Origin of the sequence: Pantoea graminicola (assembly GCF_048452665.1) — a bacterium.
Lineage (GTDB): Bacteria > Pseudomonadota > Gammaproteobacteria > Enterobacterales > Enterobacteriaceae > Pantoea.
This window is the reverse complement of record NZ_JBLWSJ010000014.1, coordinates 1-20828: the sequence shown is the minus strand read 5'-3', so window position 1 is coordinate 20828 and position 20828 is coordinate 1. Positions and strand designations below refer to the sequence as shown.

Annotated in this window: 35 protein-coding genes; 29 read left to right on the top strand and 6 right to left on the bottom strand. The window is 52.9% G+C overall.

Features of this window, described 5'->3' with window-relative positions:
• The first annotated feature begins 4 nt into the window (after window positions 1-4).
• The 23 genes from rplP to ACNY69_RS21215 all read left to right on the top strand — a co-directional run bounded on the left by rplP (window position 5) and on the right by ACNY69_RS21215 (window position 11451).
• Window positions 5-415, top strand: coding sequence for a 50S ribosomal protein L16 (gene rplP / locus ACNY69_RS21325; RefSeq protein WP_008927134.1), 411 nt, complete (start codon window positions 5-7; stop codon window positions 413-415).
• Window positions 415-606, top strand: a complete 192-nt coding sequence (gene rpmC, locus ACNY69_RS21320) for a 50S ribosomal protein L29 (protein WP_003850146.1) — start codon at window positions 415-417, stop codon at window positions 604-606. The genes rplP and rpmC overlap by 1 nt, the downstream gene beginning before the upstream one ends.
• The gene (gene rpsQ, locus ACNY69_RS21315) at window positions 606-860 is read left to right on the top strand and encodes a 30S ribosomal protein S17 (RefSeq protein ID WP_003850147.1); all 255 of its coding nucleotides are present in this window, start codon (window positions 606-608) and stop codon (window positions 858-860) included. Before rpmC ends, rpsQ begins: the two co-directional genes overlap by 1 nt.
• A 914-nt stretch (window positions 861-1774) precedes the next feature.
• The gene (rplN, locus tag ACNY69_RS21310) at window positions 1775-2146 is read left to right on the top strand and encodes a 50S ribosomal protein L14 (RefSeq protein WP_006120590.1); all 372 of its coding nucleotides are present in this window, start codon (window positions 1775-1777) and stop codon (window positions 2144-2146) included.
• 10 nt (window positions 2147-2156) lie between these two features.
• Complete coding sequence (rplX, locus tag ACNY69_RS21305; protein ID WP_003850150.1) at window positions 2157-2471, top strand: 50S ribosomal protein L24; 315 nt, start codon at window positions 2157-2159, stop codon at window positions 2469-2471.
• Between the two features lie 14 nt (window positions 2472-2485).
• Entirely contained in the window at window positions 2486-3025 is a 540-nt protein-coding gene (gene rplE / locus ACNY69_RS21300) for a 50S ribosomal protein L5 (protein WP_111140927.1), read from the top strand.
• A gap of 14 nt (window positions 3026-3039) precedes the next feature.
• Entirely contained in the window at window positions 3040-3345 is a 306-nt protein-coding gene (rpsN, locus tag ACNY69_RS21295; protein WP_008927132.1) for a 30S ribosomal protein S14, read from the top strand.
• Between the two features lie 32 nt (window positions 3346-3377).
• On the top strand, window positions 3378-3770 hold the full coding sequence (gene rpsH / locus ACNY69_RS21290) for a 30S ribosomal protein S8 (protein WP_003850158.1): 393 nt from the start codon (window positions 3378-3380) through the stop codon (window positions 3768-3770).
• Between the two features lie 13 nt (window positions 3771-3783).
• A complete protein-coding gene (gene rplF, locus ACNY69_RS21285; protein WP_111140926.1) occupies window positions 3784-4317 on the top strand; it encodes a 50S ribosomal protein L6 in 534 nt (177 codons plus the stop codon).
• A 9-nt stretch (window positions 4318-4326) separates the two neighbouring features.
• Window positions 4327-4680, top strand: coding sequence for a 50S ribosomal protein L18 (gene rplR, locus ACNY69_RS21280; protein WP_003850163.1), 354 nt, complete (start codon window positions 4327-4329; stop codon window positions 4678-4680).
• 14 nt (window positions 4681-4694) lie between these two features.
• Entirely contained in the window at window positions 4695-5195 is a 501-nt protein-coding gene (gene rpsE, locus ACNY69_RS21275) for a 30S ribosomal protein S5 (protein ID WP_003850164.1), read from the top strand.
• Between the two features lie 5 nt (window positions 5196-5200).
• The gene (rpmD, locus tag ACNY69_RS21270) at window positions 5201-5380 is read left to right on the top strand and encodes a 50S ribosomal protein L30 (RefSeq protein WP_031376672.1); all 180 of its coding nucleotides are present in this window, start codon (window positions 5201-5203) and stop codon (window positions 5378-5380) included.
• Window positions 5381-5383: 3 nt separating this feature from the next.
• The gene (rplO, locus tag ACNY69_RS21265; protein ID WP_003850168.1) at window positions 5384-5818 is read left to right on the top strand and encodes a 50S ribosomal protein L15; all 435 of its coding nucleotides are present in this window, start codon (window positions 5384-5386) and stop codon (window positions 5816-5818) included.
• A gap of 7 nt (window positions 5819-5825) precedes the next feature.
• Entirely contained in the window at window positions 5826-7157 is a 1332-nt protein-coding gene (gene secY, locus ACNY69_RS21260; protein WP_003850175.1) for a preprotein translocase subunit SecY, read from the top strand.
• A 32-nt stretch (window positions 7158-7189) separates the two neighbouring features.
• Window positions 7190-7306, top strand: a complete 117-nt coding sequence (rpmJ, locus tag ACNY69_RS21255) for a 50S ribosomal protein L36 (RefSeq protein WP_010252805.1) — start codon at window positions 7190-7192, stop codon at window positions 7304-7306.
• A 146-nt stretch (window positions 7307-7452) separates the two neighbouring features.
• On the top strand, window positions 7453-7809 hold the full coding sequence (gene rpsM, locus ACNY69_RS21250; protein WP_003850176.1) for a 30S ribosomal protein S13: 357 nt from the start codon (window positions 7453-7455) through the stop codon (window positions 7807-7809).
• Between the two features lie 16 nt (window positions 7810-7825).
• Window positions 7826-8215: a 30S ribosomal protein S11 gene (gene rpsK, locus ACNY69_RS21245; protein WP_004160563.1), complete on the top strand. Its 390-nt coding sequence runs from the start codon at window positions 7826-7828 to the stop codon at window positions 8213-8215.
• Window positions 8216-8247: 32 nt separating this feature from the next.
• Window positions 8248-8868 (top strand): 30S ribosomal protein S4, encoded by a 621-nt coding sequence (gene rpsD, locus ACNY69_RS21240; protein WP_008927131.1) that lies wholly within the window; start codon window positions 8248-8250, stop codon window positions 8866-8868.
• 25 nt (window positions 8869-8893) lie between these two features.
• Window positions 8894-9883, top strand: coding sequence for a DNA-directed RNA polymerase subunit alpha (locus ACNY69_RS21235; protein WP_003850179.1), 990 nt, complete (start codon window positions 8894-8896; stop codon window positions 9881-9883).
• Window positions 9884-9923: 40 nt separating this feature from the next.
• Entirely contained in the window at window positions 9924-10310 is a 387-nt protein-coding gene (gene rplQ, locus ACNY69_RS21230; RefSeq protein WP_003850180.1) for a 50S ribosomal protein L17, read from the top strand.
• A gap of 95 nt (window positions 10311-10405) precedes the next feature.
• Window positions 10406-10777, top strand: coding sequence for a DnaJ family domain-containing protein (locus ACNY69_RS21225; protein WP_111140925.1), 372 nt, complete (start codon window positions 10406-10408; stop codon window positions 10775-10777).
• Window positions 10778-11194, top strand: coding sequence for a Zn(2+)-responsive transcriptional regulator (zntR, locus tag ACNY69_RS21220; protein WP_111140924.1), 417 nt, complete (start codon window positions 10778-10780; stop codon window positions 11192-11194). It abuts the gene before it with no gap.
• A 59-nt stretch (window positions 11195-11253) separates the two neighbouring features.
• Window positions 11254-11451, top strand: coding sequence for an alternative ribosome-rescue factor A (locus ACNY69_RS21215; RefSeq protein ID WP_111140923.1), 198 nt, complete (start codon window positions 11254-11256; stop codon window positions 11449-11451).
• A 30-nt stretch (window positions 11452-11481) separates the two neighbouring features.
• On the opposite strand, the gene mscL is transcribed toward ACNY69_RS21215, so the two are convergent.
• The 5 genes from mscL to def form a co-directional block, all read right to left on the bottom strand.
• Window positions 11482-11892, bottom strand: a complete 411-nt coding sequence (mscL, locus tag ACNY69_RS21210) for a large-conductance mechanosensitive channel protein MscL (RefSeq protein WP_111140922.1) — start codon at window positions 11890-11892, stop codon at window positions 11482-11484.
• Between the two features lie 124 nt (window positions 11893-12016).
• The gene (gene trkA, locus ACNY69_RS21205; RefSeq protein ID WP_111140921.1) at window positions 12017-13393 is read right to left on the bottom strand and encodes a Trk system potassium transporter TrkA; all 1377 of its coding nucleotides are present in this window, start codon (window positions 13391-13393) and stop codon (window positions 12017-12019) included.
• A gap of 18 nt (window positions 13394-13411) precedes the next feature.
• Window positions 13412-14713, bottom strand: a complete 1302-nt coding sequence (gene rsmB / locus ACNY69_RS21200; RefSeq protein ID WP_418800278.1) for a 16S rRNA (cytosine(967)-C(5))-methyltransferase RsmB — start codon at window positions 14711-14713, stop codon at window positions 13412-13414.
• 49 nt (window positions 14714-14762) lie between these two features.
• The gene (fmt, locus tag ACNY69_RS21195) at window positions 14763-15707 is read right to left on the bottom strand and encodes a methionyl-tRNA formyltransferase (protein ID WP_418800275.1); all 945 of its coding nucleotides are present in this window, start codon (window positions 15705-15707) and stop codon (window positions 14763-14765) included.
• Window positions 15708-15727: 20 nt separating this feature from the next.
• Window positions 15728-16240, bottom strand: a complete 513-nt coding sequence (gene def / locus ACNY69_RS21190) for a peptide deformylase (protein ID WP_111140918.1) — start codon at window positions 16238-16240, stop codon at window positions 15728-15730.
• A gap of 115 nt (window positions 16241-16355) precedes the next feature.
• Here def and dprA point away from each other — a divergent pair, with 115 nt between their 5' ends.
• The 6 genes from dprA to ACNY69_RS21160 are packed head-to-tail and all read left to right on the top strand — an operon-like array spanning window position 16356 to window position 20150.
• A complete protein-coding gene (dprA, locus tag ACNY69_RS21185) occupies window positions 16356-17480 on the top strand; it encodes a DNA-protecting protein DprA (protein WP_111140917.1) in 1125 nt (374 codons plus the stop codon).
• Complete coding sequence (gene smg / locus ACNY69_RS21180) at window positions 17452-17925, top strand: DUF494 family protein Smg (protein WP_111140916.1); 474 nt, start codon at window positions 17452-17454, stop codon at window positions 17923-17925. The genes dprA and smg overlap by 29 nt, the downstream gene beginning before the upstream one ends.
• Before the next feature lie 24 nt (window positions 17926-17949).
• Window positions 17950-18495 (top strand): DNA topoisomerase family protein, encoded by a 546-nt coding sequence (locus ACNY69_RS21175; RefSeq protein WP_111140915.1) that lies wholly within the window; start codon window positions 17950-17952, stop codon window positions 18493-18495.
• A 6-nt stretch (window positions 18496-18501) separates the two neighbouring features.
• Entirely contained in the window at window positions 18502-19074 is a 573-nt protein-coding gene (gene tsaC / locus ACNY69_RS21170; RefSeq protein WP_111140914.1) for an L-threonylcarbamoyladenylate synthase type 1 TsaC, read from the top strand.
• A gap of 3 nt (window positions 19075-19077) precedes the next feature.
• On the top strand, window positions 19078-19896 hold the full coding sequence (gene aroE, locus ACNY69_RS21165; protein ID WP_111140913.1) for a shikimate dehydrogenase: 819 nt from the start codon (window positions 19078-19080) through the stop codon (window positions 19894-19896).
• Complete coding sequence (locus ACNY69_RS21160; protein ID WP_418800270.1) at window positions 19893-20150, top strand: DUF1488 family protein; 258 nt, start codon at window positions 19893-19895, stop codon at window positions 20148-20150. The genes aroE and ACNY69_RS21160 overlap by 4 nt, the downstream gene beginning before the upstream one ends.
• Here ACNY69_RS21160 and ACNY69_RS21155 read toward each other — a convergent pair.
• Window positions 20117-20671 carry a gamma carbonic anhydrase family protein gene (locus tag ACNY69_RS21155; protein WP_367395871.1) on the bottom strand — a complete coding sequence of 185 codons (555 nt, stop codon included), beginning with the start codon at window positions 20669-20671 and terminating at the stop codon, window positions 20117-20119. The genes ACNY69_RS21160 and ACNY69_RS21155 overlap by 34 nt on opposite strands.
• Window positions 20672-20828: the final 157 nt, after the last annotated feature.

Below are 20828 nucleotides of genomic sequence, written 5' to 3'. Positions count from 1 at the left end.
GCTGATGTTACAACCAAAGCGTACGAAATTCCGTAAAGTGCACAAAGGCCGTAACCGCGGTCTGGCTGCGGGTACGGATGTCAGCTTCGGTACTTTCGGTCTGAAAGCTGTTGGCCGTGGTCGTCTGACTGCTCGTCAGATCGAAGCAGCACGTCGTGCTATGACCCGTGCAGTTAAGCGTCAAGGTAAGATCTGGATCCGAGTATTCCCGGACAAACCGATCACCGAGAAGCCGCTGGAAGTGCGTATGGGTAAAGGTAAGGGTAACGTAGAGTATTGGGTTGCCCTGATCCAGCCTGGTAAAGTCCTGTATGAAATGGACGGCGTACCAGAAGAGCTGGCCCGTGAAGCATTCAAGCTGGCAGCAGCAAAACTGCCTATCAAAACCACCTTTGTAACTAAGACGGTGATGTAATGAAAGCAACTGAGCTGCGTGAAAAAAGCGTTGAAGAGCTGAACACTGAGCTGCTTAATCTGCTGCGTGAGCAATTTAACCTGCGCATGCAGGCAGCATCTGGCCAACTGCAGCAGACTCATCTGCTGAAACAGGTTCGCCGTGATGTTGCACGCGTTAAGACTTTACTGACTGAGAAGGCGGGTTCGTAATGACCGATAAAATCCGTACTCTGCAGGGTCGTGTAGTAAGTGACAAAATGCAGAAATCTGCAGTTGTTGCTATCGAACGTTTCGTGAAACACCCGATCTACGGCAAATTCATTAAGCGTACGACTAAGCTGCACATCCATGACGAGAACAATGAATGTGGAATTGGTGACGTGGTAGAAATCCGCGAATGCCGTCCACTGTCCAAGACTAAATCCTGGACCCTGGTTCGCGTAATCGAGAAAGCTGTTCTGTAACAGGAACCGTTTTTTCTGAGAAACCCTCTGCTTCGGCAGGGGGTTTTTTTTTGCCTGTGGCTGAGCTCTGCTCTCTGAACAGTGGCAGACGGCGAACGGCCTTTGCTGTCAAACCAGCGTACATCCTGAAGGAGCGAACCGGATCTACAAGGCGGCTGGCTGGCAGTGGAAACCCTTTCCACGCATTCAGGGGCCGGTTACGCAATAGCCGATCAACGAAGTGTCGCGCTCTTTAGCGAAACGCCGTGGATGATTAAACGCTGGCGCATGCTGAATAACAGCTGCGGCTGTTCATTCTCAGCAATAGTGCCTGTAACTGCCTAAGGTCAGCAAAACAGATACCCGGCTCAGCTGTCGGTTCCAGCCAGCAGACAGATCAGGCGCAACGCCCCGGCAATCTTTAGCTCTGCCAGAGAGCGTCTGCACACCGCACCTATACGCGGTGCAAAACGTGCGGTCACAGAGAAAGGCCTTCTGGGGTCAGCAGGGAGCGGGACGGGCCTCTCTGCAACCGAAAAGTGGGGCAGGGCAGGCGCATAACCTCTGGCTGCGCATTTACAGCATGATCAGCGGATAAGTCAGCAGCCTCACGGACAACAGGCAGTTATCACGCGGTCAGTGGCGATGCCGTAGCATAACGCACTGGCTGAAAAAGAGGCGGGCGGCACCTGTAATAGACTTTATTCCGGGATCGACGAAAAATAAGGCAGATTACATTTGCTACTGTTCGCACTATTCCCTAGAATACGCCCTCCCTGTCATCAGGGAAAATCAGCGGCTCGATTGAGAGCCGTTTATTTTTTCTACCCATCTGTGAGAACCGGTGTTACAATGCCGCGCCCTCAATTATGGGGCTTTCTAACGACCTGAGGTTTAGGTCCCGAAGTAGTAGTTGACATTAGCGGAGCACTAAAATGATCCAAGAACAGACTATGCTGAACGTCGCCGACAACTCCGGTGCACGTCGCGTAATGTGTATCAAGGTTCTGGGTGGCTCGCACCGTCGCTACGCAGGCGTCGGTGACATCATCAAAGTTACCATCAAGGAAGCAATTCCGCGTGGTAAAGTGAAGAAAGGTGATGTCCTGAAGGCGGTAGTGGTGCGCACCAGGAAGGGTGTTCGTCGCCCGGACGGTTCTGTCATTCGCTTCGATGGTAATGCATGCGTTATTCTGAACAATAACAGTGAGCAGCCTATCGGTACGCGTATTTTTGGGCCGGTAACTCGTGAACTTCGTACTGAAAAGTTCATGAAAATTATCTCTCTGGCACCAGAAGTACTCTAAGGAGCGAACAATGGCAGCTAAAATCCGTCGTAACGACGAAGTTATCGTGTTGACCGGTAAAGATAAAGGTAAACGCGGTAAAGTTAAGAATGTCCTGTCTTCTGGTAAGGTCATCGTTGAAGGTATCAACCTGGTGAAGAAACATCAGAAGCCGGTTCCGGCTCTGAACCAGCCAGGTGGCATCGTTGAAAAAGAAGCTGCTATTCAGGTTTCTAACGTTGCACTGTTCAACGCGGCAACTGGTAAGGCTGACCGTGTAGGCTTTAGATTCGAAGACGGCAAAAAAGTCCGTTTCTTCAAGTCTAATAGCGAAACTATCAAGTAATTTGGAGTAGTACGATGGCGAAACTGCATGATTACTACAAAGACGAAGTAGTCCGGAAACTCATGACAGAGTTTGGCTACAATTCTGTCATGCAAGTCCCTCGGGTCGAGAAGATCACCCTGAACATGGGTGTTGGTGAAGCGATCGCTGACAAGAAACTGCTGGATAACGCAGCAGCTGACCTGGCAGCAATCTCCGGTCAAAAACCGCTGGTCACCAAAGCACGCAAATCAGTTGCAGGCTTCAAAATCCGTCAGGGCTATCCGATCGGCTGTAAAGTAACTCTGCGTGGCGAGCGCATGTGGGAGTTCTTTGAGCGTCTGGTCACCATTGCTGTTCCACGTATCCGTGACTTCCGTGGCTTGTCCGCTAAGTCATTCGATGGCCGTGGCAACTACAGCATGGGTGTACGTGAACAGATCATCTTCCCAGAAATCGACTACGACAAAGTCGATCGCGTTCGTGGTTTGGATATCACCATTACCACTACTGCGAAATCTGATGATGAAGGCCGTGCTCTGCTGGCTGCCTTTGACTTCCCGTTCCGTAAGTAAGGTAGGGTTACTTAATGGCTAAGCAATCTATGAAAGCACGCGAAGTTAAGCGTGCGAAATTAGCAGACAAATTCTTCGCTAAACGCGCTGAACTGAAAGCGATCATCTCTGATGTGAACGCTTCCGACGAAGATCGTTGGGATGCTGTTCTGAAGCTGCAGAGTCTGCCGCGTGATTCCAGCCCTTCACGTCAGCGTAACCGCTGCCGTCAAACAGGTCGTCCGCACGGTTTCCTGCGGAAGTTTGGGTTGAGCCGTATCAAGGTCCGCGAAGCCGCCATGCGCGGTGAAATTCCGGGTCTGAAAAAGGCTAGCTGGTAATTGTCACCAATTGAATCACGGGAGTAACACAGATGAGCATGCAAGATCCGATCGCGGATATGTTGACCCGTATCCGTAACGGTCAGGCCGCGAACAAAGTTGCGGTCACCATGCCTTCCTCCAAGCTGAAATTGGCAATTGCCAACGTTCTGAAGGAAGAAGGATATATTGAAGATTTCAAAATCGAAGGCGACATCAAGCTGGAACTGGAACTGACTCTTAAGTATTTCCAGGGTAAAGCTGTTGTAGAAAGCATTCAGCGAGTAAGCCGTCCTGGCCTGCGCATCTATAAGAAAAAAGATGAGCTGCCAAAGGTAATGGCTGGTATGGGCATCGCTGTAGTTTCTACATCCAAAGGTGTCATGACTGATCGTGCAGCGCGCCAGGCTGGTCTTGGTGGCGAAATTATCTGCTACGTAGCGTAATCGGAGGATACATATGTCTCGTGTTGCTAAAGCACCTGTCGTTGTTCCTGCCGGCGTAGAGGTAAAACTCGACGGTCAGGTAATTTCGATTAAAGGTAAAAACGGCGAGCTGACTCGTACTATCAATGATGCTGTTGAAGTTAAGCATGCTGACAACGCTCTGACTTTCGCTCCGCGCGAAGGCTTCGTTGACGGCTGGGCGCAGGCGGGTACTTCTCGCGCGCTGCTGAACGCAATGGTTATCGGTGTTACCGAAGGCTTCACTAAGAAGCTGCAGCTGGTTGGTGTAGGTTATCGTGCTGCCATCAAAGGCAACGTGGTTAACCTGTCTCTGGGCTTTTCTCATCCAGTCGATCACCAGCTGCCCGCGGGAATCACTGCAGAATGTCCTACTCAGACTGAGATCGTGCTGAAAGGCGCTGATAAGCAGCTGATTGGTCAGGTTGCAGCGGACCTGCGCGCCTACCGTCGTCCTGAGCCTTACAAAGGCAAGGGTGTCCGTTACGCCGACGAAGTCGTGCGTACCAAAGAGGCTAAGAAGAAGTAAGGTAACACTATGGATAAGAAATCTGCTCGTATCCGTCGTGCGACCCGTGCACGTCGCAAGCTCAAAGAGCTGGGTGCTACTCGCCTGGTGGTACATCGTACCCCGCGTCATATTTACGCACAGGTAATCGCCCCGAACGGTTCCGAAGTTCTGGTCGCTGCTTCTACTGTAGAAAAAGCTATCACTGAACAACTGAAGTATACCGGTAATAAAGAAGCCGCAGCTGCAGTAGGTAAAGCTATCGCAGAACGCGCAATCGAAAAAGGCATCACTGGTGTTTCTTTCGACCGTTCCGGTTTCCAATATCATGGTCGCGTCCAGGCACTGGCAGATGCTGCCCGTGAAGCTGGCCTTCAGTTCTAAGGTAGAGGTCTAAGATGGCACACATCGAGAAACAAGCTGGCGAACTGCAGGAAAAACTGATCGCGGTAAACCGTGTTTCTAAAACTGTTAAAGGTGGTCGTATTTTCTCCTTCACAGCACTGACTGTGGTAGGCGATGGTAACGGTCGCGTAGGTTTTGGTTACGGTAAAGCGCGTGAAGTTCCAGCAGCGATCCAGAAAGCGATGGAGAAAGCCCGTCGCAACATGGTTAACGTCGCGCTGACCAACGGCACCCTGCAGCACCCTGTTAAAGGTGCACACACGGGTTCCCGCGTGTTCATGCAGCCGGCTTCAGAAGGTACCGGTATCATCGCCGGTGGTGCAATGCGCGCCGTTCTGGAAGTCGCTGGAGTTCATAACGTTCTGGCAAAAGCCTATGGTTCTACTAACCCGATTAACGTGGTTCGTGCAACTATCGACGGCCTGGGCAATATGAAATCTCCGGAAATGGTCGCTGCTAAGCGTGGTAAATCCGTTGAAGAAATTCTGGGGTAATCACGATGGCTAAGACTATTAAAATCACTCAAACCCGCAGTGCTATTGGCCGTTTGCCTAAGCATAAAGCCACTCTGGTTGGCCTGGGTCTGCGTCGTATTGGCCACACCGTTGAGCGTGAAGACACGCCTGCAGTACGCGGTATGGTTAACGCGGTTTCCTATATGGTTAAAGTGGAGGAGTAAGAGATGCGTTTAAATACTCTGTCTCCGGCCGAAGGGTCTAAGCACGCTACCAAGCGTCTGGGTCGTGGTATCGGTTCTGGCCTCGGAAAAACCGGTGGTCGTGGTCACAAAGGTCAGAACTCTCGTTCTGGCGGTGGCGTACGTCGCGGTTTCGAAGGTGGTCAGATGCCTCTGTACCGTCGTCTGCCGAAGTTCGGTTTCACCTCTCGCAAAGCGATGATCACCACAGAGATTCGTCTGTCTGATCTGGCGAAAGTTGAAGGCGGTATCGTCGACCTGAACGCGCTGAAAGCAGCCAACATTGTCGGTGTTCAGATTGAATTCGTTAAAGTAATTCTGTCTGGTGAAGTTTCTACACCGGTAACGGTTCGCGGTCTGCGTGTCACCAAAGGTGCTCGTGCTGCAATCGAAGCTGCTGGCGGTAAAATCGAGGAATAAGTAGCAGATGGCTAAACAACCGGGATTAGATTTTCAAAGCGCCAAAGGCGGCTTTGGTGAGCTGAAACGCAGACTACTGTTTGTTATCGGCGCACTGATTGTCTTCCGAATTGGCTCTTTTATTCCAATCCCTGGTATTGATGCCACTGTACTTGCCAAACTGCTTGAGCAACAGCGTGGCACCATCATTGAAATGTTTAACATGTTCTCTGGTGGTGCTCTCAGCCGTGCTTCTATTTTCGCACTGGGTATCATGCCGTACATTTCGGCATCGATTATTATCCAGTTATTAACGGTGGTTCATCCAGCGTTAGCGGAAATTAAGAAAGAAGGGGAGGCTGGCCGTCGTAAGATTAGCCAGTACACCCGATACGGTACGTTGGTATTGGCCATATTCCAGTCGATCGGTATTGCTACCGGTCTGCCGAATATGCCAGGAATGCAAGGTCTGGTCATGAATCCAGGCTTTGCCTTCTACTTTACCGCTGTTGTGAGTCTGGTCTCAGGAACCATGTTCCTGATGTGGCTGGGCGAACAGATTACTGAACGGGGTATCGGTAACGGTATTTCGATCATTATCTTCGCGGGTATTGTTGCGGGTCTTCCGCCGGCCATTGGCCATACCATCGAGCAAGCGCGGCAAGGCGACCTGCACTTCCTCTTGTTGCTGTTGGTTGCAGTACTCGTATTCGCAGTGACCTTCTTTGTTATCTTCGTTGAACGTGGTCAGCGCCGCATTGTGGTGAACTACGCAAAACGTCAACAGGGTCGTCGCGTTTACGCTGCACAGAGCACACATTTACCGTTGAAAGTGAACATGGCGGGTGTTATCCCAGCCATCTTTGCTTCCAGCATTATTCTGTTCCCGGCAACGATTGCATCGTGGTTTGGGGGCGGTACCGGTTGGAACTGGCTGACAACAATTTCGCTGTATTTGCAGCCAGGACAGCCGCTTTATGTGCTACTCTATGCGACTGCAATTATCTTCTTCTGTTTCTTCTATACGGCGTTGGTTTTCAACCCACGTGAAACAGCAGATAACCTGAAGAAGTCTGGTGCATTCGTACCGGGAATTCGTCCGGGAGAGCAAACGGCGAAGTATATTGATAAAGTGATGACACGTCTGACCTTAATCGGCGCTCTGTACATTACTTTTATCTGCCTTATCCCGGAGTTCATGCGTGATGCGATGAAGGTTCCCTTCTACTTTGGCGGTACTTCGCTGCTTATCGTAGTTGTCGTCATCATGGACTTTATGGCTCAAGTGCAAACTCTGATGATGTCAAGTCAGTACGAGTCGGCACTGAAGAAAGCTAACCTGAAAGGCTACGGCCGTTAATTCAGTTGGTTGAGAAGTTACGGAGAGTAAAAATGAAAGTTCGTGCTTCCGTCAAGAGATTATGTCGTAACTGCAAAATCATTCGTCGCGACGGTGTCGTACGTGTGATCTGCAGCGCCGAGCCAAAGCATAAACAGCGCCAAGGCTGATTTTGTCACATATTTTTCTTGCAAAGTCGGGTTGAGCTGGCTAGATTAGCCAGCCAATCTTTTGTATGTCAGTGCGTTTCCATTTGAGTATCCTGAAAACGGGCTTTTCAGCATGGGACGTGCTTGTTTAATTATAGGAGTGCATAGTGGCCCGTATAGCAGGCATTAACATTCCTGATCAAAAACATACCGTTATCGCATTAACTTCGATCTTCGGTATCGGCAAAACTCGTTCAAAAGCCATCTGCGCTTCAACGGGTATTGCTGAAAATGTTAAGATCAGTGAGCTGTCTGAAGAACAAATTGATCAGCTGCGTGATGCAGTTGCGAAATTCGTTGTTGAAGGTGATCTGCGCCGTGAAATCACCCTGAGCATCAAGCGTCTTATGGACCTTGGTTGCTACCGTGGTTTGCGCCATCGTCGTGGTCTTCCGGTTCGCGGTCAGCGTACCAAGACCAACGCACGTACCCGTAAGGGTCCGCGTAAACCGATCAAGAAATAATCGGGGTGAGTAAATAATGGCAAAGGCACCAGTTCGTGCACGTAAGCGTGTAAGAAAACAAGTCTCAGATGGCGTGGCTCATGTCCATGCTTCTTTTAACAACACCATCGTTACCATTACTGATCGTCAGGGTAACGCACTGGGTTGGGCAACCGCCGGTGGTTCCGGTTTCCGCGGTTCACGTAAATCCACTCCGTTTGCTGCTCAGGTCGCTGCAGAGCGCTGTGCAGAAGCGGTAAAAGATTACGGAATTAAGAATCTGGAAGTTATGGTAAAGGGTCCGGGTCCGGGTCGCGAATCTACTATTCGTGCTCTGAACGCCGCTGGTTTCCGCATCACTAATATTACTGATGTGACTCCTATCCCTCATAACGGTTGTCGTCCGCCGAAAAAACGTCGCGTATAACGCCCGTTTTTTAGGATAGTTGGAGAAAGAAAATGGCAAGATATTTGGGTCCTAAGCTCAAGCTGAGCCGTCGTGAGGGCACTGACTTATTCCTTAAGTCTGGCGTTCGCGCGATCGATTCCAAGTGTAAGATTGAACAAGCCCCTGGTCAGCATGGTGCGCGTAAACCGCGTCTGTCTGATTACGGCGGTCAGTTACGTGAAAAGCAGAAAGTTCGTCGTATCTACGGCGTGCTGGAGCGTCAGTTCCGTAACTACTATAAAGAAGCAGCTCGTCTGAAAGGCAACACCGGTGAAAACCTGTTGGCTCTGCTGGAAGGTCGTCTGGACAACGTTGTTTATCGTATGGGCTTTGGTGCCACTCGTGCAGAAGCACGTCAGCTGGTAAGCCATAAGTCTGTTCTGGTAAACGGTCGCGTTGTTAACATCGCTTCTTATCAGGTATCTCCGAATGATGTCGTTAGCATCCGTGAGAAAGCCAAAAAGCAATCTCGCGTGAAGGCCGCTCTGGAGCTGGCTGAGCAGCGTGAAAAGCCAACCTGGCTGGAAGTTGATGCGACTAAGATGGAAGGTGTGTTCAAGCGTATTCCTGAACGTACTGATCTGTCTGCGGACATTAACGAACACCTGATCGTCGAGCTTTACTCCAAGTAAAGCTTAGTACCAAAGAGAGGACACAATGCAGGGTTCTGTGACAGAGTTTCTAAAACCGCGCCTGGTAGATATCGAGCAAGTGAGTTCGACGCACGCCAAGGTGACCCTTGAGCCTTTAGAGCGTGGCTTTGGCCATACTCTTGGTAACGCACTGCGCCGTATTCTGCTTTCATCCATGCCGGGTTGCGCGGTGACCGAGGTTGAAATTGATGGTGTACTTCATGAGTACAGCACCAAAGAGGGCGTACAGGAAGATATCCTGGAAATCCTGCTCAACCTGAAAGGGCTGGCGGTAAGAGTTCAGGGTAAAGATGAAGTTATTCTGACCCTGAATAAATCTGGCATTGGCCCTGTGACTGCAGCCGACATTACCCATGATGGTGATGTCGAAATCGTCAAGCCTCAGCATGTCATTTGCCATCTGACCGATGAGAACGCTGCTATCAGCATGCGTATCAAAGTTCAGCGTGGTCGTGGCTATGTGCCGGCTTCTGCCCGAATTCATTCGGAAGAAGATGAGCGCCCAATCGGCCGTCTGCTCGTTGACGCCTGCTACAGCCCTGTAGACCGTATCGCCTACAATGTTGAAGCAGCGCGTGTTGAGCAGCGTACCGACCTGGACAAGCTGGTCATCGAAATGGAAACCAACGGCACAATCGATCCTGAAGAGGCGATTCGTCGTGCGGCAACCATCCTGGCAGAACAACTGGAAGCTTTCGTTGACTTACGTGATGTTCGTCAGCCGGAAGTGAAAGAAGAGAAACCAGAATTCGATCCGATCCTGCTGCGCCCTGTTGACGATCTGGAATTGACTGTCCGCTCTGCTAACTGCCTCAAGGCAGAAGCTATCCACTACATCGGTGATCTGGTACAGCGTACCGAGGTTGAGCTGCTTAAAACGCCTAACCTTGGTAAAAAATCTCTTACTGAGATTAAAGATGTGCTGGCTTCGCGTGGTCTTTCTCTGGGCATGCGCCTTGAGAACTGGCCGCCAGCAAGCATTGCTGATGAATAATCAGATCACAGGTTAAGGTTTCACTGAGAAGGATAAGGTCATGCGCCATCGTAAGAGTGGTCGTCAACTGAACCGCAACAGCAGCCATCGTCAGGCTATGTTCCGCAACATGGCCGGTTCTCTGGTTCGTCACGAGATCATCAAAACGACTCTGCCGAAAGCCAAAGAACTGCGTCGCGTAGTTGAGCCGCTGATTACTCTTGCCAAGACCGACAGCGTAGCTAATCGTCGTCTGGCATTCGCCCGTACTCGTGATAACGAGATCGTGGCAAAACTGTTTAACGAGCTGGGCCCGCGTTTCGCGAGCCGTGCCGGTGGTTACACTCGCATTCTGAAGTGTGGCTTCCGTGCTGGTGACAACGCTCCGATGGCTTACATCGAGCTGGTTGATCGTCCAGAAGCTCAAGCAGAAGCAGCCGCAGAGTAATCTGCAGCAACGTAAAAAACCCGCTCCGGCGGGTTTTTTATTGCCTGAAATTTACTATTTTAGAAGCAACGCGTTTAACGTCAGAGGAGTCGGCTATGTGGCTGGTTGACGAACTTGCTGAACAGCATATCAAAGCAGCACTGGAAAAAGGCGAGCTGAGTAATCTCCCCGGCGCCGGCAAGCCGCTGCAACTGGATGATGACAGTCACGTTCCGCCGGAATTAAGAGCTGGCTACCGGTTACTGAAAAATGCAGGTTTTCTGCCACCTGAACTTGAGCTGAGACGTGAGGCGGTTGAAGTCAACGATCTTATTCGTCAGCTCGATCCCGAAGATCGTCACTATCAGGATCACTGTCATCGACTGCAGATACTGGCGCTGCGATTACATCAGGCGGGTATGAGCACCGATTTTCTGCACGGATCCTATTCCACGGCGATTGAGAAGCGTTTTCGCGAGGAGGAGTAAATGTTTCGCATCGGACAGTTAGCGAAGCTGGCAGAGGTGACGCCAGACACCATCCGCTTTTATGAAAAGCAGCAGATGATGGAACATGATGGCCGGACGGAGGGCGGTTTTCGTCTCTATAGTGAGGGCGACCTTCAGCGCCTGAAGTTTATCCGCTATGGCCGCAAACTGGGGTTCAGCCTCGAAGCCATCAGGGAGCTTCTTTCGATCCGGGTCGATCCGGCACATCACACCTGCCAGGAGTCCAAAGCGATCGTTGAAAAGCGGCTCAGTGAAGTGGCTGAAATGATCGCAGAACTGGAGACGATGCAGCGTTCGCTTCGGCACCTTTCCGATGCCTGCTGTGGTGATAGTCACAGTAGCATTTCGTGCTCAATTCTGGAGGCTCTGGAGCGCGGCGGGGCAAAGGACAAATAAGCATATTGTTATTTTGCTGCAAAAGCATAAAGTATCACTCCATCTCAACAGGAGGCGTCATGAGTAAATACCAGCATACCAAAGGGCAGATTCGCGATAACGCAATCCAGGCTCTGTTACACGACCCACTTTTCAGGCAGCGCGTGGAGCAGAAGCAAAAGGGTAAGGGAAGTTTTAAACGGAAGGAAAAACACAACAAGGGGAACGGATGGGAGGGCAGTGATAAGAAAGCGTCTTATCACTGCCCTTCTGCTTAAAGCGTCAGATAAGCCCTGTCGGCTCAGACACTATACGCGGGTATTCTGCTGTTTCAGCAGGTCGCGGATTTCAGTCAGCAGCACTTCTTCGTTCGACGGCTTAGCAACCGGCTTCTCGACTTCTTTTTTCTTATACAGACGGTTCATCAGCTTAATGGCCATAAAGATGGCAAACGCGATAATCACGAAATCGAAAATAGTCTGCAGGAAAATACCATACTGCATGACCACGGCTGGCGCATCGCCAGTTGCAGGCTTCAGCACCCACTGAAAAGATTTAAAATCGACACCACCAATCAGCAAGCCGAGCGGCGGCATGATGATGTTGGCGACCAGTGATGAAACGATCTTACCGAAAGCGGCGCCAATGATGACACCGACGGCCAGATCTATCACATTGCCGCGCATTGCAAACTCACGAAACTCTTTGATTAAACTCATACTTATCTCCTTGCCTAAGCCAATGCCATAAAGTCTAACAAACCTGGCTGGTTTTGCCATAAACGCAGCGAATTAAGCGGCAGTTTTGTCTGCCGCTGATGCTGCCAGCCGATGCTGCCGAATGTCAGAGGAAGAACGGGCTCGGCTGGAAGAGACGTTCCACATCGGACACAAATTTTTTGTCGGTCAGGAACATGATGACATGGTCGCCCTGTTCAATACGCAGATTATCGTTGGCGATCATCACGTCGTCGCCACGAACCACCGCGCCGATAATGGTTCCGGGTGGCAGCTTGATATCATCAATTGAGCGGCCCACCACGCGCGAAGTCGATTCATCACCATGCGCGATCGCTTCGATCGCCTCTGCGATACCGCGTCGTAATGAAGAGACACCCACAATGTCGGCTTTACGCACATGACCCAGCAGCGCAGAAATCGTCGCCTGCTGAGGCGAAATCGCAATATCAATTACGCTGCCCTGAACCAGATCGACATAGGCGCGGCGCTGAATGAGTACCATCACCTTTTTGGCACCCATCTTCTTCGCCAGCATCGCAGACATGATGTTGGCTTCATCATCATTGGTGACGGCGATAAAGAGATCGACCTGCTCGACATGCTCTTCCGCCAGCAGCTCCTGATCTGAGGCGTCGCCATAGAAGACCACGGTGTCCTGCAGGTGTTCTGCAAGTTCGGCGGCGCGCTGAGGATTACGTTCGATCAGCTTCACGCTGTAGTGCTTTTCCAGTCGCTGCGCCAGGCCAAACCCGATATTGCCGCCGCCGACCAGCATAATGCGCTTGTAGGGTTTCTCCAGCCGCTGCATTTCACTCATCACCGCACGAATGTTCTGGCTGGCCGCGATGAAGAAGATCTCATCACCGGCTTCGACGATGGTAGAGCCCTGCGGACGGATAGGGCGATCCTGACGGAAAATAGCGGCGACGCGCGTATCGATATGCGGCATATGTTCCCGCATAATCGACAGCGGATTGCCGACAAGCGGCCCGCCATAGTAAGCCTTCACCACGGCCAGGCTCACTTTCCCCTCCGCAAAGTTCACCACCTGCAGTGCGCCGGGATACTGGATCAGGCGATAGATATTTTCGATCACCAGCTGCTCAGGTGAGATCAGGTGATCGATAGGCACTGCTTCAGGGATAAACAGCTTATCTGCGTCACGCAGATAGTCGGCAGCGCGAATACGGGCGATGCGATTAGGCGTATTGAAAAGCGAATAGGCAATCTGGCAGGCAATCATATTGGTTTCGTCGGAGTTTGTGACGGCAACCAGCATGTCGGCATCTTCGGCGCCTGCCTCGCGCAGGATGCGCGGATGGGAACCATGACCCTGCACCACACGAAGATCGAACTTATCCTGCAGATGACGCAGGCGCGAGGCGTCGGTATCAACCACCGTGATATCGTTGTTCTCACCCACAAGATTCTCTGCCAGCGTGCCGCCAACCTGTCCTGCACCCAGAATGATTATTTTCATCGCTTATCAATACTCATCTCAGTTTGTACCCGATTTTTTTATCAGCTTCGCGTAGAAGAAACCATCTCCGCCTTCGGCCTGCGGGAAAACCTGTAGCCCGTTCGCGGGCGCACCCTGCAGCGGTTCGGCCCAGGCGTCAGGCTGACGCTGGAGAAAAGCGTCAATCTGCTGATGATTCTCTTCAGGCAGAACAGAGCAGGTGGCATAGATCAGCGTACCGCCAGGTTTCAGGTGAGGCCAGATAGCGTCCAGAATTTCGCGCTGAAGCGCGGCCAGCTCGGCGATATCACGATCCCGGCGCAGCCATTTGATGTCAGGATGACGGCGGATAACGCCAGTAGCAGAGCAGGGGGCATCCAGCAGGATACGGTCAAACTGACGCTCGCCGCACCACTGTTGTGGCGTCCGTCCGTCACCCTGTTTCACCGCGGCTTTCATGGCCAGTCGTGTCAGATTCTCATGAACCCGCTTCAGGCGCTGAGCATCCACATCGACCGCCAGCACGCTGGCTTCGGGCGCGATTTCAAGAATATGGGTGGTTTTACCACCGGGTGCCGCGCACAGATCCAGAATCTGTTCGCCATTTCGCGGCTCAAGCAGCAGGGCGCAGCGCTGGGCAGATAGATCCTGCACGGTCACCCAGCCCTGGTCGAAGCCGGGTAACTGGCTGACCGGCGCCGGGGCATCGAGCCGCAGCGCATCCGGCACATCATCAGCGGGCTGTGCACTGCGGCCGCTTTCGGCCAGCATAGCCAGCCATGCGTCACGCTTGTGGTGCTGGCGGTTGACCCGCAGCCACATCGGCGGACGCTGATTATTCGCCTCCACAATCTGCTGCCACTGCGCTGGCCAGGCGTGCTGCAGGCGTTTCAGCAGCCAGCCCGGATGCAGATAGCGCTGTGGGCCATCCTGAATGCTGGCCAGCAGGGTTTCCCGCTGACGCTGGAACTGGCGCAGTACGCCATTCAGCAGGCCTTTCAGACTGGTGCGCTTCAGAGCCTCGGCACCCGCGACGGTTTCTGCCAGCGCAGCATGGGCAGGGACACGGGTATACTCCAGCTGGTACAGCCCGACCATGATCAGATAGTGCAGAACCCGCTGTTTACCGGTCAGCGGGCGCTCCATCAGTTTGCCTATCAGCGCTTCCAGCTGCGGTAACGTGCGCAGGACGCCGAAACAGATCTCCTGCACTAAAGCACTGTCTTTATCGGAGAGTTTTTTCTGAGCGGCAGGCAGGACGGTATTCAGGGATTCACCTTTGTCGACAACGCGCTCGATGAGTTGAGCGGAGAGGCTACGCAGGTTAATTGATTTAGTCATAGGGTTTTGTCATCAAACAAAAAGCCCGGCGAGTCACCGGGCCAGAGAGTCAGTCCAGAAGGGTTCCAGGTTCAAACCATTCCCGGCGCGAGTTGAGAAGATCCTGAGCCGACATCGGTTTTTTACCGGCGGGCTGTAACTGCAGCAGGTTCAGAACACCCTGAGCCGTTGCGACCTGGATGCCATGCTTGTCAGCATGGATGATTTCACCTGGCGAACGATCGCAGTGCGGCAGAACGCTTGCCTGCCAGACTTTTACCGGTTGATCCCCTACCGTGAAAAAGCTCATCGGCCAGGGGTTAAATGCGCGAATGCAACGTTCAAGCTGTTCTGCAGACAGCGTCCAGTCAAGACGTGCCTCTTCTTTGCTGATTTTTTCAGCGTAGCTGACCTGCGTCTCATCCTGTTTCTCCGGGGCGGCCTGCTGCGTATTCAGTAACGTCAGCGTCTCCAGCAGCCCCTGCGGCCCGAGTTCTGCCAGCCGGTCATAAAGGGTGGCGCTGGTATCCTGAGCGGTAATCGGACAGGCGAGCTTGTAGAGCATATCGCCGGTATCCAGACCCACATCCATCTGCATGATGGTGACACCGGTTTCACTGTCGCCCGCCCAGAGTGCGCGCTGAATCGGTGCGGCACCACGCCAGCGAGGCAGCAGTGAACCATGAACGTTAATACAGCCCAGGCGGGGCATATCAAGCACGGCTTTCGGCAGAATCAGACCATAGGCCACAACCACCATCACATCGGCCTGCAGATCAGCGACCAGCTGCTGATTCTCTTCAGGTCGCAAAGATTTAGGCTGAAAAACCGGGATGTCATGCGCCAGGGCCAGCGTTTTGACCGGGCCAGGCGTTAATTTGTTGCCGCGACCTGCGGGGCGGTCGGGCTGGGTGAATACACCGATAACCTGATGTTCAGAAGCAAGCAGCGCGTCAAGATGACGCGCTGCAAAGTCAGGTGTGCCGGCAAAGATGATTTTTAGCGGGGCAGACACGTTTATCCCTTCTTAAGTTCTCAGGAAGCCTGGGCGTTCTGTCGCGCCAGCTTCTCTAACTTCGTTTTGATCCGTTGACGCTTCAGCGGCGACAGATAATCGATAAACAGTTTGCCTTCCAGATGATCGATCTCATGCTGGATACAGATAGCCAGTAACTCGCTGGCTTCCAGTTCGAAACTTTTACCATCACGATCCAGCGCGCGGACCTTCACCCGTTCGGCGCGCGGAACAAAAGCACGCTGTTCCGGAATAGAGAGGCAACCCTCTTCGATACCGGTTTCACCGCTTTTTTCCAGCAGCTCAGGGTTAATCAGTACTAAACGCTCTTCGCGACTTTCAGAGACATCAATCACGATAATGCGCTGATGAATATCGACCTGCGTCGCCGCAAGACCAATGCCTTCTTCGGCGTACATGGTGTCGAACATATCATCAACGATACGCTGAATGTCTGCGTTAACTTCTTTAACGGGCGCGGCGACTTTGCGCAGGCGCTCGTCAGGGAAATGTAATACCTGCAAAACTGACATAAATATCCAGATCTGTATTCGGTTATGAAAAGATTACTATCCCATATTGTAGACTTTTCAGGGCCTGATTGACAGCATTGTGCGGCAGGAAGCCGGGGCGATCAGGGAGCAGACGATGGAGAGATTAGCGCACTATATGCGGCTGGCAGCCGTGAGTGGAATGACCGGGAAACGCTGGGTGGATGCAGTGCAGAAAACCGAAGCCGGTGTAACTGACCCTGAGCATCTGATCCGGGCTGGCTTAGATGCGAATCAGCGTCAGCAATATAATGGCGTCAGCGATCAGACGATTGCCGGCGTCTTCACCTGGCTGGCGCAGAGCCCGTCCCATCATCTGGTGAGCGCGCTGGACGCCGCCTATCCTCTTCAACTCAGAGAAATACGCCACTTTCCCCCGCTACTTTATATTCATGGCGATCCCGGCGTAATCAGTACCCCTCAGTTAGCCGTGGTAGGGAGCCGCAATGGTTCACACAGTGGCCGCTACTGGTGCGACTGGTTTACCCGGCATCTGTCGCTCAGCGGTCTGACTATCACTAGCGGGCTGGCGCGGGGGATCGATGGTGTGGCGCATCGGGCTGCACTGAGCGCGGGCGGAAAAACGGTGGCGGTGTTAGGCAGTGGCCTGCAGCGGCTCTATCCCAAAAATCATGCCCGGCTGGCCGCAGAGATTGTTGAACAGGGCGGGGCAGTCGTGTCGGAGTTTCCGCTGACGGCCATCCCGCATCCGCTTAACTTTCCGCGCCGTAATCGTATCATCAGTGGTCTGAGTCATGGGGTGCTGGTGGCAGAGGCAACACTCAGGAGTGGCTCGCTGGTGACGGCCCGTTATGCGCTGGAGCAGAACCGCAATGTCTACGCTTTACCTGGCGCACTCGGCAACCCGCTCAGTGAAGGCGTAAACTGGCTGATCCAGCAGGGAGCACTGCTGGTGGCCCACCCTGATAACATCCTCGAAGACCTGGCCAGCGCACTCAACTGGCTACCGCAGATCCAGACCAGTGAAATTTATTCTGAGATGAGTGACGCTGCTCCATTGCCATTTGCTGATGTGTTGGCTAACGTAGGTGATGAGGTTACACCTGTTGACGTTGTCGCTGAACGTGCCGGCCAATCTGTGCCAGTTATCTCAGCTCAGTTGCTGGAACTGGAGTTAGCAGGATGGATCGCAGCTGTACCCGGCGGCTATGTCCGATTGAGGAGGGCATGCCATGTTCGACGTACTGATGTATTTGTTTGAAACATATATCCACAACGAAGCAGAAATGGGTGTTGATCAGGACAGATTGACAGACGACCTGACGGATGCCGGGTTTCATCGTGAAGATATCTACAGTGCGCTGAACTGGCTGGAAAGACTGGCGGATTACCAGGAAGGACTGGTTGCGCCAGTTTTAATGACGAATGATCCGCTCTCTATGCGCATCTATACCGATGAAGAGGGCAAGCGTTTAGATGCTGACAGCCGCGGTTTCCTGCTCTTCCTGGAGCAGATTCAGGTACTGAATCTGGAAACCCGTGAAATGGTTATCGAACGTGTCATGGCGCTGGATACTTCTGAGTTTGACCTGGAAGATCTCAAATGGGTGGTGCTGATGGTGTTGTTCAACATCCCGGGATGTGAGAACGCCTATCAGCAGATGGAAGAACTGCTATTCGACGTCAATGAAGGTATGCTGCATTAAATTTCCTTTCATGCACTGATCGCTATGAGTAAAGCTGCACTTTTCACGGTGCCTAAACAGGATCCCTGCCCCGCTTGCGGGGCAGAACTGGTTATCCGCTCCGGTAAACACGGTCCTTTCCTGGGCTGCGCGAACTATCCGGCGTGCGACTACATTCGTCCTTTAAAAAGTCAGGCTGATGGCCATGTGGTCAAAGTGCTGGAAGGGCATGCCTGCCCTGAATGCGGTGCAGATAAAGTGCTGCGCCGGGGACGTTTTGGCATGTTCATTGGCTGCAGCCACTACCCGGAATGCGGATATACGGAAACCATCGACAAACCGGATGAGACCACGCTGGCCTGCCCGCAGTGCCATGAAGGCCACCTGGTTCAGCGACGTTCCCGCTATGGCAAAACCTTTCACTCATGCGATCGCTATCCGGCCTGCCAGTTTGTCGTAAACCTGACGCCTGTTGCCGGAGTCTGCCCTTATTGCCAGTATCCGCTGTTAGTTGAAAAAAAGACCGCGCAGGGCGTGAAACGCTTCTGCGCCAGTAAGCGTTGTGGCAAAGCCATTACAGAAGAGAATTGATCGTTCATGGAAAATCAACACCTCGCCGATTCCCTGGAGACCTGCTTAGCGCAGCTGAATCGACAGGCGGTCATCGCCTATCCCACAGAAGCCGTATTTGGTCTGGGCTGTGACCCTGACAGTGAATCCGCCGTTATGGCCCTGCTGGCGCTGAAACAGCGTCCGGTAGAGAAGGGGCTGATCCTGATCGCGGCGGATTACAGCCAGCTGGAACCTTACATCTCCGCACGCGAACTCTCTGTGACCCAGCGGGAACGGATGTTTGCATGCTGGCCTGGCCCGGTCACGTTTGTTGTTCCGGTTCCCCCTCAGACGCCGCGCTGGCTGACCGGACAGTTTGATTCACTGGCGATCCGCGTCAGCGACCATCCGGATGTGCAGGCGATTTGCCGGGCATTTGGCAAGCCGCTGGTATCAACCAGCGCAAACCTGACCGGCCTGCCTCCCTGCCGCACGGCAGAAGAGGTGAAGCGCCAGTTCGGTGAGCACTTCCCGGTGCTGTCAGGAAAGACGGGCGGACGACTCAATCCTTCCGAGATCCGCGATGTCATCAGCGGCGAACTTATACGTCAGGGTTAATGCATGGACCACTTCGCCGTTTTCGGTAATCCGATCAACCACAGTAAATCTCCGCTGATCCATCAGGCTTTCGCTGAACAGACGGGTATCGAACACCGCTATGGCCGTATCTGCGCGCCGATAGAGGGATTTCCTCAGGCGCTGACGGCTTTTTTTGAGCAGGGCGGGCGTGGCGCTAACGTGACGTTGCCTTTCAAACAGCAGGCATTTGAATTTGCCGATCGGCTCACCGAACGTGCCGCGCTGTCCGGCGCGGTAAACACGGTGAAGAAGCTCAGCGATGGACTGATCCAGGGCGACAATACAGATGGTATTGGCCTGTTAAGCGATCTTGAACGGCTGGGGATGATCAGGACCGGTGACAGTGTGTTGCTGGTGGGCGCTGGCGGCGCGGCGCGTGGGGTCATTCTGCCGCTGCTTTCATCAGGCGTTGCACTGACGGTGGTCAACCGCACCGCCGCGCGGGCAGAAGAGCTGGCCAGCCTGTTTAATAAGAGTGGCACCATCCACGCCTCTGATTTCGGCCAGCTGACCAGTCAGCACTTCGATTTAATCATTAATGCCACCTCAAGCGGCGTAGAGGGCAAGACGCCGCCTTTACCTGCGGAACTGATCCATCCCGGGGTGCGCTGCTATGACATGTTCTATCAAAGCGGGCTGACGCCATTTTTGCGCTGGTGCCAGGCGCACGGCGCACAGCACCTTGCCGATGGCGTGGGCATGCTGGTCGGCCAGGCTGCTCATGCCTTCTATCTGTGGCACGGTGTGATGCCGGAAATCGCGCCCGTCATTGTTCAGCTTAAGCAGGCTATGCAGCCGTGAATCAGGCTATCCAGTTTCCGGATGAGGAAACCTATAACGCAGAACGCGACGCTATCTGTTTCCCGGTGCTGGTAAATGGTTTGCGGCTGAACTGTGCCATTGGCGCTGAGTCGCTGGTGGCGCGTTTTGGTGAAGGAGAGACGATGGCGCTGTTTCAGCACCATCGCTGGGATCTGGAAGATGAAGCAGAAGCGGCGATACGTCAGGAACGTATTGATGATCAGGGCTGGATCTGGCTGTCGCCAGCCAGGTAATCATCTTTCCAGGTAACGTAGTTGTTAGCGGAGTAGCGTAAACCTTCTTTCTCACTCTCATTCAGCGGCCTGATCTGTTTCACCGGACTCCCCAGATAGAGATAGCCGCTCTCCAGCCTTTTACCCGGCGGCACCAGACTTCCGGCACCAATCATCACCTCATCTTCTACTATTACGCCATCGAGAAGAATGGATCCCATACCGACCAGCACACGATTACCAATGGTGCAGCCGTGAAGCATGGCTTTATGCCCGACCGTCACATCCTCACCAATAATAAGCGGGAAGCCCTGTGGATTAGACGCGGACCTGTGCGTCACATGCAGAACACTGCCATCCTGAACATTGGTGCGGGCGCCAATGCGAACCTGGTTGACATCACCCCGGATAGCAACCAGCGGCCAGATGCTGACATCATCCGCCATAACCACATCGCCGACGACAACGCTGCTGGGATCCACCATGACGCGCTGACCGGTTTGCGGAAAAAGATGTTTATAGGGACGTAGAGCGGAAGTCATTATGTTCTCCTTTATCTTGTTTTCTGGTCAGCCTGATGCGAATTCAGCCAGCTGACAAGCCAATTCTGGCCTGGATCGCTGGCGATCTCATCAATCTGGATCATTTATAACCATTCAGAAAAAAGATCCAAAAAAAGAGTTGTGCTCTGAAACGGGA

Bases quoted from the DNA above. Each gene is read 5' to 3' on its own strand.
- rplP (WP_008927134.1), top strand. From the start codon at position 5: ATGTTACAACCAAAGCGTACGAAATTCCGTAAAGTGCACAAAGGCCGT.
- rpmC (WP_003850146.1), top strand. From the start codon at position 415: ATGAAAGCAACTGAGCTGCGTGAAAAAAGCGTTGAAGAGCTGAACACT.
- rpsQ (WP_003850147.1), top strand. From the start codon at position 606: ATGACCGATAAAATCCGTACTCTGCAGGGTCGTGTAGTAAGTGACAAA.
- rplN (WP_006120590.1), top strand. From the start codon at position 1,775: ATGATCCAAGAACAGACTATGCTGAACGTCGCCGACAACTCCGGTGCA.
- rplX (WP_003850150.1), top strand. From the start codon at position 2,157: ATGGCAGCTAAAATCCGTCGTAACGACGAAGTTATCGTGTTGACCGGT.
- rplE (WP_111140927.1), top strand. From the start codon at position 2,486: ATGGCGAAACTGCATGATTACTACAAAGACGAAGTAGTCCGGAAACTC.
- rpsN (WP_008927132.1), top strand. From the start codon at position 3,040: ATGGCTAAGCAATCTATGAAAGCACGCGAAGTTAAGCGTGCGAAATTA.
- rpsH (WP_003850158.1), top strand. From the start codon at position 3,378: ATGAGCATGCAAGATCCGATCGCGGATATGTTGACCCGTATCCGTAAC.
- rplF (WP_111140926.1), top strand. From the start codon at position 3,784: ATGTCTCGTGTTGCTAAAGCACCTGTCGTTGTTCCTGCCGGCGTAGAG.
- rplR (WP_003850163.1), top strand. From the start codon at position 4,327: ATGGATAAGAAATCTGCTCGTATCCGTCGTGCGACCCGTGCACGTCGC.
- rpsE (WP_003850164.1), top strand. From the start codon at position 4,695: ATGGCACACATCGAGAAACAAGCTGGCGAACTGCAGGAAAAACTGATC.
- rpmD (WP_031376672.1), top strand. From the start codon at position 5,201: ATGGCTAAGACTATTAAAATCACTCAAACCCGCAGTGCTATTGGCCGT.
- rplO (WP_003850168.1), top strand. From the start codon at position 5,384: ATGCGTTTAAATACTCTGTCTCCGGCCGAAGGGTCTAAGCACGCTACC.
- secY (WP_003850175.1), top strand. From the start codon at position 5,826: ATGGCTAAACAACCGGGATTAGATTTTCAAAGCGCCAAAGGCGGCTTT.
- rpmJ (WP_010252805.1), top strand. From the start codon at position 7,190: ATGAAAGTTCGTGCTTCCGTCAAGAGATTATGTCGTAACTGCAAAATC.
- rpsK (WP_004160563.1), top strand. From the start codon at position 7,826: ATGGCAAAGGCACCAGTTCGTGCACGTAAGCGTGTAAGAAAACAAGTC.
- rpsD (WP_008927131.1), top strand. From the start codon at position 8,248: ATGGCAAGATATTTGGGTCCTAAGCTCAAGCTGAGCCGTCGTGAGGGC.
- ACNY69_RS21235 (WP_003850179.1), top strand. From the start codon at position 8,894: ATGCAGGGTTCTGTGACAGAGTTTCTAAAACCGCGCCTGGTAGATATC.
- rplQ (WP_003850180.1), top strand. From the start codon at position 9,924: ATGCGCCATCGTAAGAGTGGTCGTCAACTGAACCGCAACAGCAGCCAT.
- ACNY69_RS21225 (WP_111140925.1), top strand. From the start codon at position 10,406: ATGTGGCTGGTTGACGAACTTGCTGAACAGCATATCAAAGCAGCACTG.
- zntR (WP_111140924.1), top strand. From the start codon at position 10,778: ATGTTTCGCATCGGACAGTTAGCGAAGCTGGCAGAGGTGACGCCAGAC.
- ACNY69_RS21215 (WP_111140923.1), top strand. From the start codon at position 11,254: ATGAGTAAATACCAGCATACCAAAGGGCAGATTCGCGATAACGCAATC.
- mscL (WP_111140922.1), bottom strand. From the start codon at position 11,892: ATGAGTTTAATCAAAGAGTTTCGTGAGTTTGCAATGCGCGGCAATGTG.
- trkA (WP_111140921.1), bottom strand. From the start codon at position 13,393: ATGAAAATAATCATTCTGGGTGCAGGACAGGTTGGCGGCACGCTGGCA.
- rsmB (WP_418800278.1), bottom strand. From the start codon at position 14,713: ATGACTAAATCAATTAACCTGCGTAGCCTCTCCGCTCAACTCATCGAG.
- def (WP_111140918.1), bottom strand. From the start codon at position 16,240: ATGTCAGTTTTGCAGGTATTACATTTCCCTGACGAGCGCCTGCGCAAA.
- dprA (WP_111140917.1), top strand. From the start codon at position 16,356: ATGGAGAGATTAGCGCACTATATGCGGCTGGCAGCCGTGAGTGGAATG.
- smg (WP_111140916.1), top strand. From the start codon at position 17,452: ATGTTCGACGTACTGATGTATTTGTTTGAAACATATATCCACAACGAA.
- ACNY69_RS21175 (WP_111140915.1), top strand. From the start codon at position 17,950: ATGAGTAAAGCTGCACTTTTCACGGTGCCTAAACAGGATCCCTGCCCC.
- tsaC (WP_111140914.1), top strand. From the start codon at position 18,502: ATGGAAAATCAACACCTCGCCGATTCCCTGGAGACCTGCTTAGCGCAG.
- aroE (WP_111140913.1), top strand. From the start codon at position 19,078: ATGGACCACTTCGCCGTTTTCGGTAATCCGATCAACCACAGTAAATCT.
- ACNY69_RS21155 (WP_367395871.1), bottom strand. From the start codon at position 20,671: ATGACTTCCGCTCTACGTCCCTATAAACATCTTTTTCCGCAAACCGGT.